This is a genomic window from Acidovorax soli (assembly GCF_900107605.1).
Lineage (GTDB): Bacteria > Pseudomonadota > Gammaproteobacteria > Burkholderiales > Burkholderiaceae_C > Acidovorax > Acidovorax soli.
In genome coordinates, this window is the sequence record NZ_FNQJ01000030.1 from 1 (window position 1) to 16138 (window position 16138).

The 16138-nt window shown below is 63.1% G+C and carries 16 protein-coding genes; 5 read left to right on the plus strand and 11 right to left on the minus strand.

Annotation, left to right across the window (positions count from 1 at the left end):
• Nucleotides 1–409 precede the first annotated feature (409 nt).
• The 8 genes from BLW02_RS15740 to sucC all read right to left on the minus strand — a co-directional run bounded on the left by BLW02_RS15740 (nt 410) and on the right by sucC (nt 8510).
• The gene (locus BLW02_RS15740) at nt 410–2110 is read right to left on the minus strand and encodes a PglL family O-oligosaccharyltransferase (RefSeq protein WP_159433794.1); all 1701 of its coding nucleotides are present in this window, start codon (nt 2108–2110) and stop codon (nt 410–412) included.
• A 111-nt stretch (nt 2111–2221) separates the two neighbouring features.
• Nucleotides 2222–2746, minus strand: coding sequence for a pilin (locus tag BLW02_RS15745; protein WP_092700068.1), 525 nt, complete (start codon nt 2744–2746; stop codon nt 2222–2224).
• Between the two features lie 925 nt (nt 2747–3671).
• Nucleotides 3672–4328: an FHA domain-containing protein gene (locus BLW02_RS15755; protein ID WP_092700072.1), complete on the minus strand. Its 657-nt coding sequence runs from the start codon at nt 4326–4328 to the stop codon at nt 3672–3674.
• Nucleotides 4329–4371: 43 nt separating this feature from the next.
• Nucleotides 4372–5160, minus strand: coding sequence for a Stp1/IreP family PP2C-type Ser/Thr phosphatase (locus BLW02_RS15760; protein ID WP_026435515.1), 789 nt, complete (start codon nt 5158–5160; stop codon nt 4372–4374).
• Nucleotides 5161–5180: 20 nt separating this feature from the next.
• Nucleotides 5181–5318: a hypothetical protein gene (locus BLW02_RS19955; protein ID WP_159433795.1), complete on the minus strand. Its 138-nt coding sequence runs from the start codon at nt 5316–5318 to the stop codon at nt 5181–5183.
• 251 nt (nt 5319–5569) lie between these two features.
• Nucleotides 5570–6256, minus strand: a complete 687-nt coding sequence (locus tag BLW02_RS15765; protein ID WP_092700074.1) for a TerC family protein — start codon at nt 6254–6256, stop codon at nt 5570–5572.
• A 127-nt stretch (nt 6257–6383) separates the two neighbouring features.
• Complete coding sequence (gene sucD, locus BLW02_RS15770) at nt 6384–7280, minus strand: succinate--CoA ligase subunit alpha (RefSeq protein WP_026435513.1); 897 nt, start codon at nt 7278–7280, stop codon at nt 6384–6386.
• Nucleotides 7281–7346: 66 nt separating this feature from the next.
• The gene (gene sucC / locus BLW02_RS15775; protein ID WP_092700076.1) at nt 7347–8510 is read right to left on the minus strand and encodes an ADP-forming succinate--CoA ligase subunit beta; all 1164 of its coding nucleotides are present in this window, start codon (nt 8508–8510) and stop codon (nt 7347–7349) included.
• A gap of 170 nt (nt 8511–8680) precedes the next feature.
• Here sucC and argC point away from each other — a divergent pair, with 170 nt between their 5' ends.
• Nucleotides 8681–9613: an N-acetyl-gamma-glutamyl-phosphate reductase gene (gene argC / locus BLW02_RS15780; protein ID WP_026435510.1), complete on the plus strand. Its 933-nt coding sequence runs from the start codon at nt 8681–8683 to the stop codon at nt 9611–9613.
• A gap of 174 nt (nt 9614–9787) precedes the next feature.
• On the opposite strand, the gene recX is transcribed toward argC, so the two are convergent.
• Nucleotides 9788–10249, minus strand: a complete 462-nt coding sequence (gene recX / locus BLW02_RS15785; protein ID WP_092700078.1) for a recombination regulator RecX — start codon at nt 10247–10249, stop codon at nt 9788–9790.
• 66 nt (nt 10250–10315) lie between these two features.
• Complete coding sequence (recA, locus tag BLW02_RS15790; protein ID WP_092700129.1) at nt 10316–11413, minus strand: recombinase RecA; 1098 nt, start codon at nt 11411–11413, stop codon at nt 10316–10318.
• A gap of 139 nt (nt 11414–11552) precedes the next feature.
• Between recA and BLW02_RS15795 the strand changes: the two genes are divergently transcribed.
• The gene (locus BLW02_RS15795; RefSeq protein WP_092700080.1) at nt 11553–12074 is read left to right on the plus strand and encodes a MarR family winged helix-turn-helix transcriptional regulator; all 522 of its coding nucleotides are present in this window, start codon (nt 11553–11555) and stop codon (nt 12072–12074) included.
• Here the strand turns inward: BLW02_RS15795 and BLW02_RS15800 are convergent.
• Nucleotides 12047–12991, minus strand: a complete 945-nt coding sequence (locus BLW02_RS15800) for a LysR substrate-binding domain-containing protein (RefSeq protein WP_092700082.1) — start codon at nt 12989–12991, stop codon at nt 12047–12049. The genes BLW02_RS15795 and BLW02_RS15800 overlap by 28 nt on opposite strands.
• Before the next feature lie 110 nt (nt 12992–13101).
• On the opposite strand from BLW02_RS15800, the gene BLW02_RS15805 reads away from it, so the two are divergent.
• From BLW02_RS15805 to BLW02_RS15815, 3 genes are all read left to right on the plus strand, one after another.
• Entirely contained in the window at nt 13102–14067 is a 966-nt protein-coding gene (locus BLW02_RS15805) for a tripartite tricarboxylate transporter substrate binding protein BugE (RefSeq protein ID WP_092700084.1), read from the plus strand.
• A 116-nt stretch (nt 14068–14183) separates the two neighbouring features.
• A complete protein-coding gene (locus tag BLW02_RS15810; RefSeq protein WP_092700086.1) occupies nt 14184–15113 on the plus strand; it encodes an N-formylglutamate amidohydrolase in 930 nt (309 codons plus the stop codon).
• 140 nt (nt 15114–15253) lie between these two features.
• A complete protein-coding gene (locus BLW02_RS15815) occupies nt 15254–15928 on the plus strand; it encodes a response regulator (RefSeq protein WP_092700088.1) in 675 nt (224 codons plus the stop codon).
• Nucleotides 15929–16138: the final 210 nt, after the last annotated feature.

Consider the following 16138-nt stretch of genomic DNA (forward strand, 5'->3'; position numbering starts at 1 on the left):
CCGACGGCGCCGGCGTTTAACCCCTATCCCCGATCAGTTCAGGTGGGGGAGTTTGAGGTGGCCATAGGCGGGGGAATTTGGGTGGCCATCGGGGAACGCTTGGTCATTTTTGCATGGGCTGGGCTGTCTCGCAACCGCGCTCGGTGGGCGGTGAGTGTGCGGGCGGGAGTCCTGTTCTGATAGTTTTCGGCGCTTATTGCATCAGCGCTGGAGGTCAAAAACTGTCATTAATCAGGCTCTGACCCCAATTTTGACCCCAATTTCTATTATTGCGGTCAAGGCTTGAGGCACCGCTTCCACGGGTCAAATTCGCCGAAATTGGAGTCTGACCCCCGATTAGGTGCTGTGAACAGAGCTAGATGGAGGACACAGACTATCCGCAGCCGATCTTGTTGAGATTCCAGCCGACTTATGGAAAAGGTGCTGTACTTAATTGTGGGTAGTGGCGGATGGCATCCACGTCCCACTGGCGTCGAGCATCTATGCAAGCCGCCACGGACTGCATCTTGCACAGCCGCTCCAATGTTTGCTGTGCTCCGTGAGGATCATTATTGAGTGCTTGCGCCAGTGCATAGCGGTACATGGAAGAAGGGTACGCGTAACGTTCCGATATTTTGCGCATTCCTTCCAGGTCTTGCGATGTCATACCCGGAGTCTGCGGCTTGCGTGCAAACCGCATGAATTCGTGGAGTTGGGTGAGCAGGTAAACCGGCGGGCCTTCTGGAGGCGTCAGGTCTCCGATATGCAATTCTTGAAAACGCATCAGACGCCAGTCTTCCTCGTACGGAAGGTACTCCACCACCACGGTAACGAACAGGATCAATACCGCAGCCCCTGTAGGCGGCACTCCTATGCGCCACCAGCGGGCACCACGGGCCAAGTAGCGCTCTAGCGGCAACGGATGCATTGCCGACAACGCGCCCATCCACAAGCCAACAGGCAATAGAAAATAAGCATAGTTCAATGGGTATTCGACCATGGCATGACTAAACACCATACCAATGGCCACCAAAGTCACCCAAGTCAGTGGATCGGCGCATTGTCGAATTTGCCAGCCGAACCACAGCAGAAGCCCTAAAGCGACCAGAAGCGCCACTGGCAAGCCATTCCACAAAGCCAAATCCAGCAGCAGATTATGTGAACTGTCAAAAAATGAGTGTGTTGCCGGGTAATCCAGTGCGGTTGCTGTTTGTGCGACACCGATCTGGCCCCATCCATACCCGGCCCAGGGTGCGCGACCAATGGCATCCAGCATGGAGGTCCAGTACACCTTGCGAATGTCTGGCATAGACATGCGATCGACGGCAGTGGTGATATCTGAGGGGAGCAGCAGAGTGTTGTTGATCCAGGGCCAGAGCAACCCAGTGGTCAAAAACACCCCAACCACAAGAGAAAACGCGCCCGGCGTTGTTCGCAGTTGACAGCGACGCCTCAGAAGAAAATAAGCAGGCACCAGCCATGCCAATGTCAACAAGACGGATCGTGATCCCGTCATGACCAAACCAAAAATCAATACCAGCACCGCAGCGACGGTGGAAAAGGCTGTCAATTTCCCTGATTCCCAAAGAAACATTAAACCTGCTGTTGCAAGCAAAAGCAGGGTGGCCAACTGGTTGGGTTGCGCAAGATTGGCAAAAGGCCTGCCCCCTGGGGGCATGTCCGCAATGAATACCGAGAGTTTGCCCAGCAGCAGCCACTGGTGTGCCGCAATGCCCACTGAAAACAGGCCGGCCATGACCAGTCCGCACCAAAAACTGGTGAAGCAGATGAGTGGCGCGCTCTCAATGTTGGAGGCACGCTCAACGCTAAACCACCCTGCATGAACGGCCCAGCCCAACCCAAGCAGATACAGCGCAGACATCCAGCCATCACCAGCGAAATACAGTTGGCCGGAGATAAGCTGTAGCAGCGGCATCATTGATAGCAGGGCCGCGCCCAGTGTCAGTGCACTCATGGAGCGCCCCTGCAGGCTGGCCCTCAAGAACAGCGGCAGCAATGCCAGCGCAACCCCCAGCTCCTGATGAAAGCTGAGCCAGGGCGAGTAGTGGTTGGGCAATAAAAAAGCAAGACAACACAAGGCCCCCCCCCAAACCATGCCCTTTTCTTTCATTGGTTGCCCCATCGCCCCCCCCCTTTTTTTGCATATCACAAAAAAAAGGTGCGCTCAAAGCGCACCTTTGTTACTTCTATGCGCCGGCTTATGGCAGGCGATCAAAAGAGCTTAACCGCGGCAGGAGCCTGGCAGGTACTTTGGTGGCATGCCAGTGACTCCGGTCCCAGTAGCGGGGCCGCAAACCCATTTGAAGATCGTGAGGCCAACATCACCATTAGCCAAAGGAGTGGCTCCGTCCTTGTAAGGCACCAATTGGATTGACTTTGCGGCAGCATCTTTCAGATCGGGCGCAGCGTTGGCGCCGGTAGCGGCAGGCGTCGTAACGGTCACAACGCCAGCGTTCGAAGTCACGATCGAGAGAACATATTTGCTGGGGTTACTTGCGGCCGCCGCAGTAATATTTTGCTCACAGCCCCAACCGTTAGCTGCGGGCAATGTGGTGCTGGACGTGCTTTGCACGGTTTCCGTGATGCTGGTGCGACACTGCGATGCGGCCAGAACCACTTCAGCCACCTTGGCGCGGATGGTGTAGTCCTGGTAAGCCGGCAGAGCCACTGCAGCCAGAATACCGATGATCGCCACCACGATCATCAATTCGATCAGGGTGAAACCCTTTTGCATGGAACGCTTCATAAATTTCTCCTCGGAGTCAATTGCAAATGAAAACCTGCAGAAGAATTCTTCAGGCTCGTACAGGTAGAAGCAGCATCCGTGCCAAACGGCAATATGAAACTAGTCGTATCATTTTGCTTACAAAGCCCGCATGAGAGTGCGGTTTTGTAACGGCATTCGGCATCAGGGTCTGGCGCGAGACATTTTTGTCACCCCCTGGTTGTCACGAAGTGCAAGTTAGGCTTACAAATTGAACACTGCTCTCGATGGCGGTCAGTCGATGGGATTGGTGGTAGCCAGTGCGTGCCGTGTGAAAAGGTGCGCTGTCGGATTCCAATCAGGGATGAACCACCTGATTGGGTGGCTATTCCAGATGGACCCTTCGCCCTGAGTGCGAAGGGCTGGCGCCAAGAGGAGCAAGGCTTCGGCAAGCCTGTCCTGAGTTCATCGAAGGGCTCAGTCCGAACGGCTGGGGCAATACATCTGAGGTATGTCGTCAATCGGTGAAATCAACCTCAAATACTGATGTGAAAAGCGCTAATAGCTATCAAAAAAATAGCTTTGCAAGTTTGATTTCACTGTGCCGCCCGTGGCAATAGGTGTTCACACCCCAAACTCCTACCCCGTCTGTAGCCACGAAATATCATGCGGGGCCTGGTCGCCAGGCTGTGCGATGGCGTCGAAGTGGCGGAGTTCTTCGACGATCAGTTGCGTCTCGGATGGCTTGGTGTGCGTGATGTAGAGGGGGCACGGTTTGCCGGTTTGCAATTGTGCCAGGGTGTGGGGTGTCGGGTGCAGGCTGCGCTGGGCAATGGCGCCCGAGCAGCCCAACTCGCGAACTTTCAGGCCACCGCCTTACTCTGGGTTGCGATGATCTCAACCGCCCGGTCTGCGTTCCCAGCGAATAGGGGAGTGGGGCTGGAGAGCCAGCCACACTCCCGGGGCATCATGCCAGTTCGAACTGCATCTCGGTGCCTGCGAGTGTGATCCGGTCGCCATGCTTGAGGGGCAGGGGATTGGCGCCGATGGCGGCACCGTTGACCAGGGGCATGCCGGGGCCTTCGACATGCGCCAGCACATGGCCCTGGTGGCGCTTGGTGATGGAGGCCACGGCCACGCCAGGCTTGCCGATGGTGGTGACCACTTTCTGCAGGGCCACCTCGCGCCCGGCAGCAGCGCCCGACATCACCCGAATGACCGCCGACTGCTGCGTGGCTGCCACGGGAGTGGGCGCCACCGCGGGGCGGGGCACGGCAGCATGCGCAGGCGCCATGCCTGGCTTGAAGAGCATGGTTTTTTCGAAATTTTCGCCCTCGGCCTCCTGGAGGAAGCGGATCTTGTATTTGCCGACTTCAATGACGTCACCATTGCGCAGTTCCTGGCGCTTGACGGCCTTGGCATTGACATAGGTGCCGTTGGTGCTGCCCAGGTCTTCAATTTCCACGCCGCCATCGGCCATGTGGATGACGGCGTGCTCGCCGCTGACGGCCAGGTTGTCGATCACGATATCGTTGTAGGGGCGCCGACCCAGCGTGGTCCGCTCCTTGGTCAATTCGACGTCCTTGATGACGACGCTGTCGATCGAAACGATCATTCTGGGCATGATCCACTCCTGCGGTGTTGGGGTATTGGGGGGTTGAGCGGCATCATGCGGTCCTGATCAACCGGGACATGAAACCTCGTTTTTTGCCGCCTGCCGCCATGTGCACGAGCAGCACGCTGATGTTGTCGCGCCCTCCATGGGCATTGGCGGTGTCGATGAGCAGCGTGGCTTTTTCTTCGAGTGACAGGGGTGCGCGCACCATTTCCGCCAGGTCGGCATCGGAAACCATGTCGGTCAGGCCGTCCGAGCACATGAGGAACAAATCGTCCGGGGCCACCTGGAACTCGTTCACTTCCATCTGCACGTGGGGTTCTACGCCCAGCGCACGCGTGACGAGGTTGCGGCTGCTGGATGCGGCGGCCTGCTGGGGCGTGAGCAAGCCGGCGTCCACCTGTTCCTGCAGCCACGAGTGGTCGCGCGTGATTTGCTGCAAAACGCCGCCGCGCAGGCGGTAACAGCGCGAGTCGCCGATGTGCCCCAGGATGAGCCGGGCATCCCGAAAAACACCCACGACCAGCGTGGTGCCCATGCCTGCATAAAGGGGGTTGGAAAGGGATGCGCCCAGCACGGCATGGTTGGCGTTTTCGACGCAGATCTCAAGCGCCCTGCGTACATCGGCAGCCGGTGCATTCTTGCCGGCCTGGGCCAGCCAGCGCGCCATCTCCGTGCGAATGAAGGTGGTGGCCATGGCGCTGGCCACTTCACCCGCGTTGTAGCCGCCCATGCCGTCCGCCAGAATTGTGATGCGCGCATCACGGTCGATGGCCACCGCATCTTCGTTGTTGTTGCGCACCCGTCCGCAGTCGGTGCGGGCAAAAAATTCATAGGTCATGGAGGTTGCCGCGTGCGTCGTCAGGCAGCCGAATTCGGCGGAAGCCCCGAATTGCGGACCGTGGCAAGTTCCAGCACCGGTGTCTGGAAATCTGCCATGTCTGGCCCATTGGCATCGCGCTTCGCATCATAGACGAGTGCTTTGTCTGGCCGTGCCATGGCGGCAGGAATCGGGACCATGCCTGGGTTCATGGATGGCGATGGCTTTGCATGATCAAAAACGGCTCTCGGTCGTACGGTGGGGCACGGGTTAAAAGCAATTTCTGCGCCCGCGTCGGCTTGGGCATCGCCAAGGGGTCATCTGCCCGGGTTGGCAGGGGACGGCGCTCCATGCCGGCCCTTTTTTCCGCCGAGGCGGGGAGCGGGGTGTCATGGGCGTGTCATTTTTGTCACGACCCATGCCTTCTTGGTTACTGTGAGGACGCGGCACGCCGGAGACGTGGCCAGAATTTTCCGATGCCCACCACGAACGCGGCGCCCAGTGCGGCGGCCACGTAGTGCAGGGCCGGGTGTGCCAGAGCAAAGTCGTGCAATGAGGCGTCGCTGACAATGGTTTCGCCGCCCACCCAGCCGATCAGTGCCGCACCCAGGACCACGATGACCGGAAAGCGTTCCATCAGCTTGATCATCAGCGTGCTGCCAAAGATCACCAGCGGAATGCTGATGGCCAGGCCCAGCACCAGCAGCACCAGGTTGCCATGGGCGGCGGCGGCCACGGCAATCACGTTGTCCAGGCTCATCACCAGGTCGGCAATCAGGATGGTGCGTACGGCGGCCATGAGGTTGCCGTGGGACTTGGATTCGCCCTCCTCGTCGCCGTCGTCGCTGAGCAGTTGCAGGCCGATCCACAGCAGCAGGCAGCCGCCCACGATCTGCAGGAACGACAGCTCCAGCAGCTTGGCAGCCACCACTGTCAGCACGATGCGCAACACCACGGCCGCGCCGGAGCCCCAGAAAACCGCCTTGCGCTGTTGGTGCGGCGGCAGGGAGCGCGCGGCCAGTGCAATGACAACCGCGTTGTCACCGGACAGGATGATGTTGATCCAGACGATCTTGATGAGACCGATCCAGAAATCGGCACTGTGCAGAAATTCCATGACTTCACTCCATTGTTATGAATGCAAGAAGCGCCCGAAACCTTGGTTTCGGGCGCTTCTGTTTTTTTGGAGCAGCCAGTTTATCGGGCGAGGGCGCCCGGGTCGTCCGTAATTCTGCTTACGAGAATTACTTCAGCTGGGCCTTGAGCAGCTTGCCCAGTTCCGACGGGTTGCGGGTGATGATGAAACCCGACTCTTCCATGATGGCGAGCTTGGCATCGGCCGTGTCGGCGCCGCCGGAGATCAGCGCGCCAGCGTGGCCCATGCGCTTGCCGGGAGGGGCCGTCACGCCAGCGATGAAGCCCACGATAGGCTTCTTCATGTTGGCCTTGCACCACTGGGCGGCTTCGGCTTCATCGGGACCGCCGATTTCGCCAATCATGATGACGGCGTCGGTGTCCGGATCGTCGTTGAAAGCCTTCATCACGTCGATGTGCTTCAAGCCATTGATGGGGTCGCCACCAATGCCCACGGCGCTCGACTGGCCCAGGCCCACTTCCGTCAGCATGGCCACGGCTTCGTACGTCAGCGTGCCCGAACGGCTCACCACGCCGATGCGGCCCTTGCGGTGGATGTGGCCGGGCATGATGCCGATCTTGATCTCGTCGGGCGTGATCAGGCCGGGGCAGTTGGGACCCAGCAGCAGGGTCTTCTTGCCGCCAGCGGCTTCCTTGGCTTTCATCTTGTTGCGCACCATCAGCATGTCCTTGACGGGAATGCCTTCGGTGATGCAGATCGCCATGTCCAGGTCGGCTTCGACGGCTTCCCAGATGGCGTCGGCGGCGCCTGCGGGCGGCACGTAGATCACCGACACGGTGGCGCCGGTCTGCTGCGCGGCTTCCTTGACGGAGGCGTAAATCGGGATGTTGAAGATCGATTCGCCGGCCTTCTTGGGGTTCACGCCGGCCACGAAGGCGTTCTTGCCGTTCGCGTATTCCTGGCACTTTTCGGTGTGGAACTGGCCGGTCTTGCCCGTGATGCCCTGGGTGATGACCTTGGTGTCTTTGTTGATGTAGATCGACATGAGAGTTACCTATTCAGTTGGGGACAGAGCTTGTCCGCTGCGCGGCCTGCGGTCTGTCCCGCAAAATTATTTGGACACGGCAGCAACGATCTTGGTCGCAGCTTCGGCCATGGTGTCTGCAGCGATGATGGGCAGGCCGCTTTCGGCCAGCATCTTCTTGCCCAGCTCTTCGTTCGTGCCCTTCATGCGCACGACCAGCGGCACGTTCAGGTTCACGGCCTTGCAGGCGGTGATCACGCCGGTGGCGATGGTGTCGCACTTCATGATGCCGCCGAAGATGTTGACCAGGATGCCCTCGACCTTGGGGTTCTTGAGCATGATCTTGAAGGCTTCGGTGACCTTCTCGGGGGTAGCGCCGCCGCCCACGTCCAGGAAGTTGGCAGGCTCGCCGCCGAACAGCTTGATGGTGTCCATGGTGGCCATGGCCAGGCCGGCGCCGTTCACCAGGCAGCCGATGTTGCCGTCCAGGCTGATGTAGGCCAGGTCGAACTTGGAGGCTTCCACTTCGGCCGGATCTTCTTCGTCCAGATCGCGGAAGGCCACGATTTCGGGGTGGCGGAACAGGGCGTTGGGGTCAAAGTTGAACTTCGCGTCCAGGGCCATCAGATTGCCCTTGGAGTCGCAGTTCAGCGGGTTGATTTCCACCAGCGACGCGTCGGTGTCCATGTAGCACTTGTAGATCTTGGCGAAGATGTCCACGGCCTGGTCGATGGAGGCGCCGGTCAGGCCGATGGCTGCAGCCACCTTCTTGCTCTGCTCGGCGGTGATGCCGGTGAGCGGATCGATCATCTCGGTGATGATCTTCTCGGGCGTGGAGTGGGCCACTTCCTCGATGTCCATGCCGCCCTCGGACGAAGCGATCAGGGCCACCTTCTGCGTGGCGCGGTCGGTCACCAGCGACACATACAGTTCGTTCTTGATGTCGGCGCCGTCTTCGATGTACAGGCGGCGGACCTTCTGGCCTTCGGGGCCGGTCTGGTGCGTCTTGAGCTGCATGCCCAGGATGTCGCCAGCGAGGCGCTTGACGTCGTCGATGGTCTTGGCAACCTTCACGCCGCCGCCCTTGCCACGGCCACCGGCGTGGATCTGGGCCTTGACCACCCACACGGGGCCGCCGAGCTTCTGGGCTGCTTCAACGGCTTCTTGCACCGTGAATGCGGGAATGCCACGCGGAACGGGCACACCAAAATTGCGCAAGATTTCCTTGCCTTGGTATTCGTGAATCTTCATGAGGTCTCTCTCAGGGAAGGGTGGTATTTACCCGTTTACCATGGACTATTGTCTGGCCGCGGGCGGGGACATGGCAGCCGGCGACTGTATCATGCTGCAATGCACCATCCCTTGTGCCAAGCTTACAGGGGTGGGTCAGCGCGCAATCACCCCCTTGCAGGAGCTTTCCGATGTCCAGAATCTTTATTGATGGCGAAGCCGGCACCACGGGCCTGCAGATCCGCGAGCGCCTGCAGGCCATGCCGCAGGTCGAGCTGGTGAGCATTGCCCCTGCGTTGCGCAAGGACCCCGCTGCCAAGCGCGACCTGATTGCGGGTGTCGATCTGGTGGTGCTGTGCCTGCACGACGATGCCGCACGCGAGACCGTGGCCATGGTCGATGACATCGAAAAGACCACCGGCCGCCAGGTCAAGGTGATCGACGCCAGCACCGCGCACCGCACTGCGCCCGGCTGGGTGTTTGGTTTCCCCGAGCTGGCCGCGGGCCAGGCGCAGGCCGTGCGCGAGGCGCTGCGCGTCTCCAACCCCGGCTGCTATGCCACCGGTGCCATTGCCTTGCTGCGCCCGCTGGTCGATGCAGGCCTGGTGCCGAAGGACTTTCCGCTTGCGCTGCCCTCGGTCAGTGGCTACTCGGGCGGCGGCCGCACCATGATCGAAGCCTATGAGCAGGGCCAGGCGGCGCCGTTCGAGCTGTATGCGCTGGGCCTGTCGCACAAGCACCTGCCGGAGATCCTGAAATACACCGGGCTGACACGCCGGCCCATTTTTGTGCCCGCTGTTGGCAACTTCCGCCAGGGCATGCTGGTGCAACTGCCCCTGCACCTGGATCTGCTGCCGGGCCAGCCCAAGGCGGCCGATCTGCACGACGCGCTGGCGGCGCACTACGCGCAAAGCAACACGCCTGCGCAATGGGTGAGCGTTCTGCCGCCCACCGAAGACGGCAAGCTCGAACCCACCGCGCTCAACGACACCAACCGGCTGGAGCTGCGCGTGTTCGCCAACGAAACTTACCGCCACGCGGTGCTGGTGGCCCGCCTCGACAACCTGGGCAAGGGTGCCAGCGGTGCGGCGGTGCAAAACCTGCAGTTGATGCTGGGTCTGTGAGCCGGCAGGCCCCGCGGCTGCGGAGCGTTGCACTGTGGATGGGCAGATTCGGCAAAGGATTTGCTCATTATTGAAGAGCTGGCGGCGCTTATCGGCAAGGTGCTTTCGGCTTTTCTGGTTTCAATTCTGCGGTGAAGCCGGCCACGGAGGATTGCCGCAACCTCTCCCGCGCTTTCACTCCACTTCTTCGTCCGGGCTGCCGCACTGCACCACGCGGCGCACCACATCGCCCGCAAAACCGCGCGCGGCCAGAAAGCGCATCTGCCGCGCCCGCTCCTGCGCATCGGTGGCCACGCGGCCAAAGCGCTGGCGCCAGACGGCCTGGGCGCGCTCCTGTTCGGTGGCGCGCAGGCGTTCGGCCGTGGCGCGCACCAGATCATCGTCGAGCCCCTTGCCGCGCAGCTCCTGCACCAGGCGCTGCGTGCCCAGCCGCGCGGCGCGGCGGTGCACCAGCGATTCGGCCACGCGTGCGGCGTTGATGAAATCCTTGGCCTGCAACTCGTCGAGCACGGCGTTCAGGTCATCGCCCTCTTGCACATGGCGCGCCAGCTTGGTGGTCAGCTCGGCGCGCGAATGCTCGCGCTGGGCCAGCAGCCGCAGTGCGCGGCCCTTCAGGGAAAGTGTGCCAAAGCCCATGGCGGTGATGCTCTGCTATGGATGGCTACTGGCGCTTATCGGACAAGCGCCCGCTGCTTGCCTTGCTTACTTGTCTTCCTTATCGCCCTTGGCGGGCTTGCCGGCGGGTGCGGCTTGCAGGGCGGCAGGCAGCAGGGCGATGCCCAGGCTCTCGCGCACCTTGTTCTCGATCTCGCGGGCCAGATCGGGGTTTTCGCGCAGGAACTCGCGGGCGTTGTCGCGGCCCTGGCCGATCTTTTCGCCGTTGTAGGCATACCAGGCGCCGGCCTTCTCGACGATCTTGGCGTTCACGCCCATGTCGATGATCTCGCCCTCGCGGCTGATGCCTTCGCCGAACAGGATGTCGAACTCGGCCGTCTTGAAGGGCGGGCTCACCTTGTTCTTGACCACCTTCACCTTGGTTTCGTTGCCGATGGCGTCGTCGCCCTTCTTGATGGTGCCGGTGCGGCGGATATCCAGGCGCACCGAGGCGTAGAACTTGAGCGCATTGCCGCCGGTGGTGGTTTCGGGCGAGCCGAACATCACGCCGATCTTCATGCGGATCTGGTTGATGAAGATGACCATGCAGTTGGTCTTCTTGATGGTGGAGGTCAGCTTGCGCAGCGCCTGGCTCATCAGGCGGGCCTGCAGGCCGGGCAGGCTGTCGCCCATTTCGCCTTCGATTTCGGCCTTGGGGGTGAGGGCGGCGACGGAGTCGACCACGATCAGGTCCACGGCGCCCGAGCGCACCAGGCTGTCCACGATTTCGAGCGCCTGCTCGCCGGTGTCGGGCTGGCTGATCAGCAGGTCGGACAGCTGCACACCCAGCTTCTGGGCGTATTGCACATCGAGGGCGTGCTCGGCATCCACAAACGCGCAGGTGCCGCCCTGCTTTTGCATCTCGGCAATCACCTGCAGCGTGAGCGTGGTCTTGCCCGAGGATTCGGGGCCGTAGATCTCGACCACGCGGCCGCGCGGCAGGCCGCCCACGCCCAGGGCAATGTCCAGGCCCAGCGAGCCGGTGGAGACCACCTGGATGTCCTCGATCACCTCGCCCTCGCCCAGGCGCATGATGGTGCCCTTGCCAAATTGCTTCTCGATCTGGGCGAGCGCGGCGGCCAGGGCCTTGGCCTTTTCGGCGTTTGCGGGCAATGCGGGGTTGGTGCCTTTGACTGCGACGTCCATGAGAAACTCCTTGAAAAACAACAGGTTGGATGCTGGCATCGCTCTGCGGTTAATTACAGGCTGGATGCTTGAACAGTAGTTTATGTGCGCTGTGGAATCAAAACAAAGCAATTTTAGTCAGTTTGCCTGACAATTTGGCATGAGTGATTTTTCCCCTGCCGCCGCTTCCCCTGCGCCTTCCCAGGGGCCAGACGAACGCTGGCGCCAGACCCACCTCGGGCGCCTCATGGGCAGCGCGCTGCGCCGCTTCGATGCCCGGGTGCTGCAGCTCATGGCGCGCAATGTCGAGGTGCCGCTGGCCTTGTCCAACCTAGCGGCGCGCGACCAGGTGACCGCTGCCCATGTGCATATCACCCGGCACCTTGCGCTGTCGGGCGACCGCCTGACCGACCTGGCCCAGCGCGCGGGCATGACCAAGCAGGCCATGGCCCACCTGGTGGACCAGTGCGAGGCCTGGGGGCTGGTCACGCGCGCGGCCGATCCGCTGGACGCACGCGCGCGCCGGGTGTGCTTCACACCCACGGGGCTGGCCTGGCTGCAGGCGTTCCGGGACGCGGTGGCGCAGGCCGAGGCAGAGTTTCGCGCCGAGGTGGGCCACGACGTGGCCACCGTGGTGGCCATTGGGCTGGAGGCCTACGCGGGCGGCGACGCCGGCGCCTGAGCACCCGCCGGCGCGGCGCAGGCCAGCAGCCATTGCCGAAAGCACTGCAGCGCATGCAGCTGCGTGCGCCCTTCGGGGTAGCAGAGCCAGTAGCCCACATCGCTCTGGTAGCCGCCGCGCTGGGCGGCATCGGACAGGGGCTCGCGCACCAGGCCGGCGGTGATTTCGTCCTGCACCAGGCAGCGCGGCACCAGGGCCAGGCCCATGCCCGCCATCACGGCGCGGATCATGGTCTGGAACTGGTCGAACTGCGGGCCGGCCAGCGGGTCGATGGCGCCCGGCACGCCGTGCGTCTCGCTCCAGCGCAGCCAGGCCTCGGGCACGGTCACATGGCGCAGCAGGGTGTGGCGCGCCACATCGCGCGGGGCATGGATGGGCCAGTCGGCCACCTTGGCGCGCGGGGCGATCAGCGCCACGTCGTTGCCCGTGATGTAGTGGGCGTGGGCGCCAGGCCAGTGGCCATCGCCAAACAGAATGGCGCAGTCGAGCTCGGGCCGCTCGAAGTTGTAGCTGTGCACATAGGGCACGAAATGCAGCGTGACCTGCGGATGCTGCTGCTGAAACTGCGGCAGCCGTGGAATGAGCCACTTGGCGCCAAAGGTGGGCAGGCTCGACAGGTGCAGCGCGCCGCCGCCGTCGTCGCTGGTGATGAGCTCCAGCGTGGCGGCTTCGAGTTGCAGCAGCACGGCCTGCACGGCCTTCTCGTAGCGTTCGCCGGCAGGGGTGAGGGCCAGGCGCTTGCGGGTGCGCTCGAACAGCGGCACGCCCACCCAGGTCTCCAGGTCCTTGACCTGCTTGCTGACGGCGCTCTGCGTGAGGTGCAGCGCCTCGGCGGCGCGCGAGACGCCACCGAACCGCGCCACGGTGGAGAACGCGCGCAGCAGGTGCAGCGGGGGCGCGAGGCGGCGCAGCGACATGGTGGTGGTACTCAAAACATTCCAGATTGGAATGTTATCAGGCATATCCATTGCTTGGTCAATGGCGTCCCTTTCGTTAACCTCGGTGCATCTCAAAGGAGAAACAAGCTATGCAACGCCGTCACCTGCTGGCCACATTGGCAACCGTATCTTTAGCGCCTGGAATGTCTTTTGCCCAGGAGGGCAAGCCACTGCGCATGATCGTTCCCTTCCCGCCCGGGGGCGCCACCGACATCACGGCACGCACGCTGCAGGACGCCATGGCCCGCATCCTCAAGCAGCCCGTGGTGCTGGAAAACCGCGGTGGTGCGGGCGGCTCCATCGGCATGGCGGAAGTGGCCCGCGCCCCGGCAGACGGCCTCACCATCGGCGTGGCCACGCTGTCCACCCATGGCGTGAACCCCGCCGTGTACAGCAAGCTGCCCTACAACCCCACCAGGGATTTCGTCGGCGTGACCGAGATCGTCAAGGCCCCGGGCGTCATCGTGGTCAACCCCAAGGCGCTGCCCGTCAAGGACTTTGCCGACCTGGTGAAATATCTCAAGGCCAACCCCGGCAAGGTGTCGTATGCCACGCCGGGCAACGGCACCATCGGCCACATGTGGGGCGAGCTGTTCAAGAGCAGCACGGGTACCTCGATGGTGCACATCCCCTACCGTGGCGCGGGCCCGGCCATCAACGACGTGCTGGCGGGCCAGGTGGCGGTGTACTTTGACCAGGTGGCTTCGTCGCTGCCGCACGTCAAGGCCGGCAAGGTCAAGGCGCTGGCCGTTTCGTGGCCCCAGCGGCTGGATGTGCTGCCCGATGTGCCTACCTACGGCGAACTGGGCCATGCCGCCAACAACGATCCGTCGTGGTTTGGCCTGGTGGCGCCGGCCGGCACGCCGGCGGCGGCCGTGGATCGCATCCAGCAGGCCGTGGCCCAGGCCCTGCAGGAGCCCGCCGTGCGTGAGCGGCTGGCCGCGCAGGGGCTGTACCCCTCGGGCACGACGCCCAAGGCCTTCACGGCCCAGATCGCCCGCGAAATCGACAAGATGAAGAGCGTGGCGGCATTCGCCAAGGTCAGCCTCGACTGATCGCAGCACGGGCCTGCGGGCCCGAAGGCCACAGCCGGACAGGCACAGGAATAACCATGGGGTCTGTCGGGTCCGGGCGGCGAGGCCGGCCGCCCCCCATTCAGCACACTCTGCCTATGCATGCAGCCTTGAAACTCATCAACCACCGCTTCCAGCAAGCCCAGCCCGGTGCCACGGGCTCGCCCGGTGGCGCAACGCCGCCCGTGCGCATGGTGTCGCACCAGCCCGGCACCACGCCGCTGGTGCTCGACTCCCCGCACAGCGGCACCCAGTACCCCGCCGACTTTGGCTCCGCACTCGACCTGGCCACGCTGCGCCGCGCGGAAGACACGCATGTCGAGAAGATCTACGCCTTTGCCCCCGCGCTCGGCGTGGCCTGGATCGAGGCCCATTTCCCCCGCATCTACCTCGATGCCAACCGCGACACCACCGAGCTGGACACCACGCTGCTCGATGGTGAATGGACCGAACCCCTCTCCACCGACCCCAAGGTGCTCAGCAAGGTGCGCCTGGGCAAGGGCCTGGTCTGGAAGTTCACCGACGACGGCGAGCCCATCTACCAGCGCCTGCTGTCCGTGGCCGAGGTGCGCGCACGCATCGACCGCTGCTGGCGCCCCTACCACGCGGCGGTGGGCGCGGCCATCGACGCGGCCCATGCGCGCCACGGCTACAGCATCCACCTCAACTGCCACTCCATGCCCGCGGTGGCCGGGCGTTTTGCCACGGAATTCCCGGGCCTCGTGCATGCCGACTTCGTGGTGGGCGACCGCGACGGCAGCACGGCCAGCCCGGCGCTGGCGGCCCTGATCTGCGAGCACCTGCGCGGCTGCGGCTACAGCGTGGACTACAACCACCCGTACAAAGGCGTGGAGCTGGTGCGCCGCTACGGCAACCCGGCGCAGCAGCGCCACAGCATCCAGGTCGAGATCAACCGCAAGCTCTACATGGACGAGCACACGCTGGCGCAGCACCCCGAGGGCATGGCCCGCCTGCAGGCCGACCTGCAGGCCCTGGTGCACAAGCTGCTGGCCACCGATCCGCGCTGAAAGGCAGCGGTGGCCGGGGGGGGGCAGCGCGCCACCGCCGCGTTCTCCCGGCAAAGTGCGCAGCATTTGCGGGGCTGCGCCGCCTAAAATCGTGGCACAGGCGCGGCGCCAGACCGCTGCCCCCCACCAGGAGACCCCGCATGCGCATCCTCATTGCCGAAGACGACCAGGTGCTGGCCGATGGCCTGCTGCGCACGCTGCGCGGATCGGGCGCCGTGGTGGACCATGTGGCCAGCGGCAGCGAGGCCGATGCCGCGCTCATGACCAACAACGAGTTCGACCTGCTCATCCTCGACCTGGGCCTGCCCAGGATGCACGGCCTGGAGGTGCTCAAGCGCCTGCGCAGCCGGGGCTCGGCCCTGCCGGTGCTCATCCTCACCGCCGCCGACAGCGTGGACGAGCGCGTGAAGGGGCTGGACTACGGCGCCGACGACTACATGGCCAAGCCGTTCAGCCTGCAGGAGCTCGAAGCCCGCGTGCGCGCCCTCACGCGCCGGGGCATGGGCGGCACCAGCAGTGCCATCAAGCACGGGCCCCTGGTGTACGACCAGGCCGGCCGCGTGGCCACCATCGACGGCAAGATGGTCGAGCTGTCGGCGCGCGAGCTGGGCCTGCTCGAAGTGCTGCTGCAGCGTGCCGGCCGCCTGGTGAGCAAGGAGCAGCTGGTGGAGCGCCTGTGCGAGTGGGGCGAGGAGGTGAGCAACAACGCCATTGAGGTCTACATTCACCGCCTGCGCAAGAAGATCGAGAAAGGCCCGATCCGCATTGCCACGGTGCGCGGGCTGGGCTACTGCCTGGAAAAGATTCCTGGATAAGGATGCACCCCCTGAGTCGCTTCGCGCCTTCCCCCTCTCCTTCGGGAGGGGGACGCACCCGGTGGCCTGGCAAAGCCAGTTCCACGGGTGCACTGGCCTGGGCCGCGCCAGTTGCACCGGCTGTGGGTGAGTGCGGTGTCCAAGTTTGAAGCAAAAATAATAGCTTTTGGCGCTTATTGGATAAGCGCCAGAGGCCAAAAAGGCTTGAAA

Excerpts from the sequence above, each read along its gene's own strand:
- recA (WP_092700129.1), bottom strand. The coding sequence starts at position 11,413 with ATGGACGTCGCAGTCAAAGGCACCAACCCCGCATTGCCCGCAAACGCC.
- sucD (WP_026435513.1), bottom strand. The coding sequence starts at position 7,280 with ATGTCGATCTACATCAACAAAGACACCAAGGTCATCACCCAGGGCATC.
- BLW02_RS15740 (WP_159433794.1), bottom strand. The coding sequence starts at position 2,110 with ATGAAAGAAAAGGGCATGGTTTGGGGGGGGGCCTTGTGTTGTCTTGCT.
- BLW02_RS19955 (WP_159433795.1), bottom strand. The coding sequence starts at position 5,318 with ATGGCACGGCCAGACAAAGCACTCGTCTATGATGCGAAGCGCGATGCC.
- BLW02_RS15795 (WP_092700080.1), top strand. The coding sequence starts at position 11,553 with ATGAGTGATTTTTCCCCTGCCGCCGCTTCCCCTGCGCCTTCCCAGGGG.
- BLW02_RS15815 (WP_092700088.1), top strand. The coding sequence starts at position 15,254 with ATGCGCATCCTCATTGCCGAAGACGACCAGGTGCTGGCCGATGGCCTG.
- BLW02_RS15805 (WP_092700084.1), top strand. The coding sequence starts at position 13,102 with ATGCAACGCCGTCACCTGCTGGCCACATTGGCAACCGTATCTTTAGCG.
- BLW02_RS15765 (WP_092700074.1), bottom strand. The coding sequence starts at position 6,256 with ATGGAATTTCTGCACAGTGCCGATTTCTGGATCGGTCTCATCAAGATC.
- recX (WP_092700078.1), bottom strand. The coding sequence starts at position 10,249 with ATGGGCTTTGGCACACTTTCCCTGAAGGGCCGCGCACTGCGGCTGCTG.
- BLW02_RS15755 (WP_092700072.1), bottom strand. The coding sequence starts at position 4,328 with ATGCCCAGAATGATCGTTTCGATCGACAGCGTCGTCATCAAGGACGTC.
- BLW02_RS15760 (WP_026435515.1), bottom strand. The coding sequence starts at position 5,160 with ATGACCTATGAATTTTTTGCCCGCACCGACTGCGGACGGGTGCGCAAC.
- BLW02_RS15800 (WP_092700082.1), bottom strand. The coding sequence starts at position 12,991 with ATGTCGCTGCGCCGCCTCGCGCCCCCGCTGCACCTGCTGCGCGCGTTC.
- BLW02_RS15745 (WP_092700068.1), bottom strand. The coding sequence starts at position 2,746 with ATGAAGCGTTCCATGCAAAAGGGTTTCACCCTGATCGAATTGATGATC.
- BLW02_RS15810 (WP_092700086.1), top strand. The coding sequence starts at position 14,184 with ATGCATGCAGCCTTGAAACTCATCAACCACCGCTTCCAGCAAGCCCAG.
- sucC (WP_092700076.1), bottom strand. The coding sequence starts at position 8,510 with ATGAAGATTCACGAATACCAAGGCAAGGAAATCTTGCGCAATTTTGGT.
- argC (WP_026435510.1), top strand. The coding sequence starts at position 8,681 with ATGTCCAGAATCTTTATTGATGGCGAAGCCGGCACCACGGGCCTGCAG.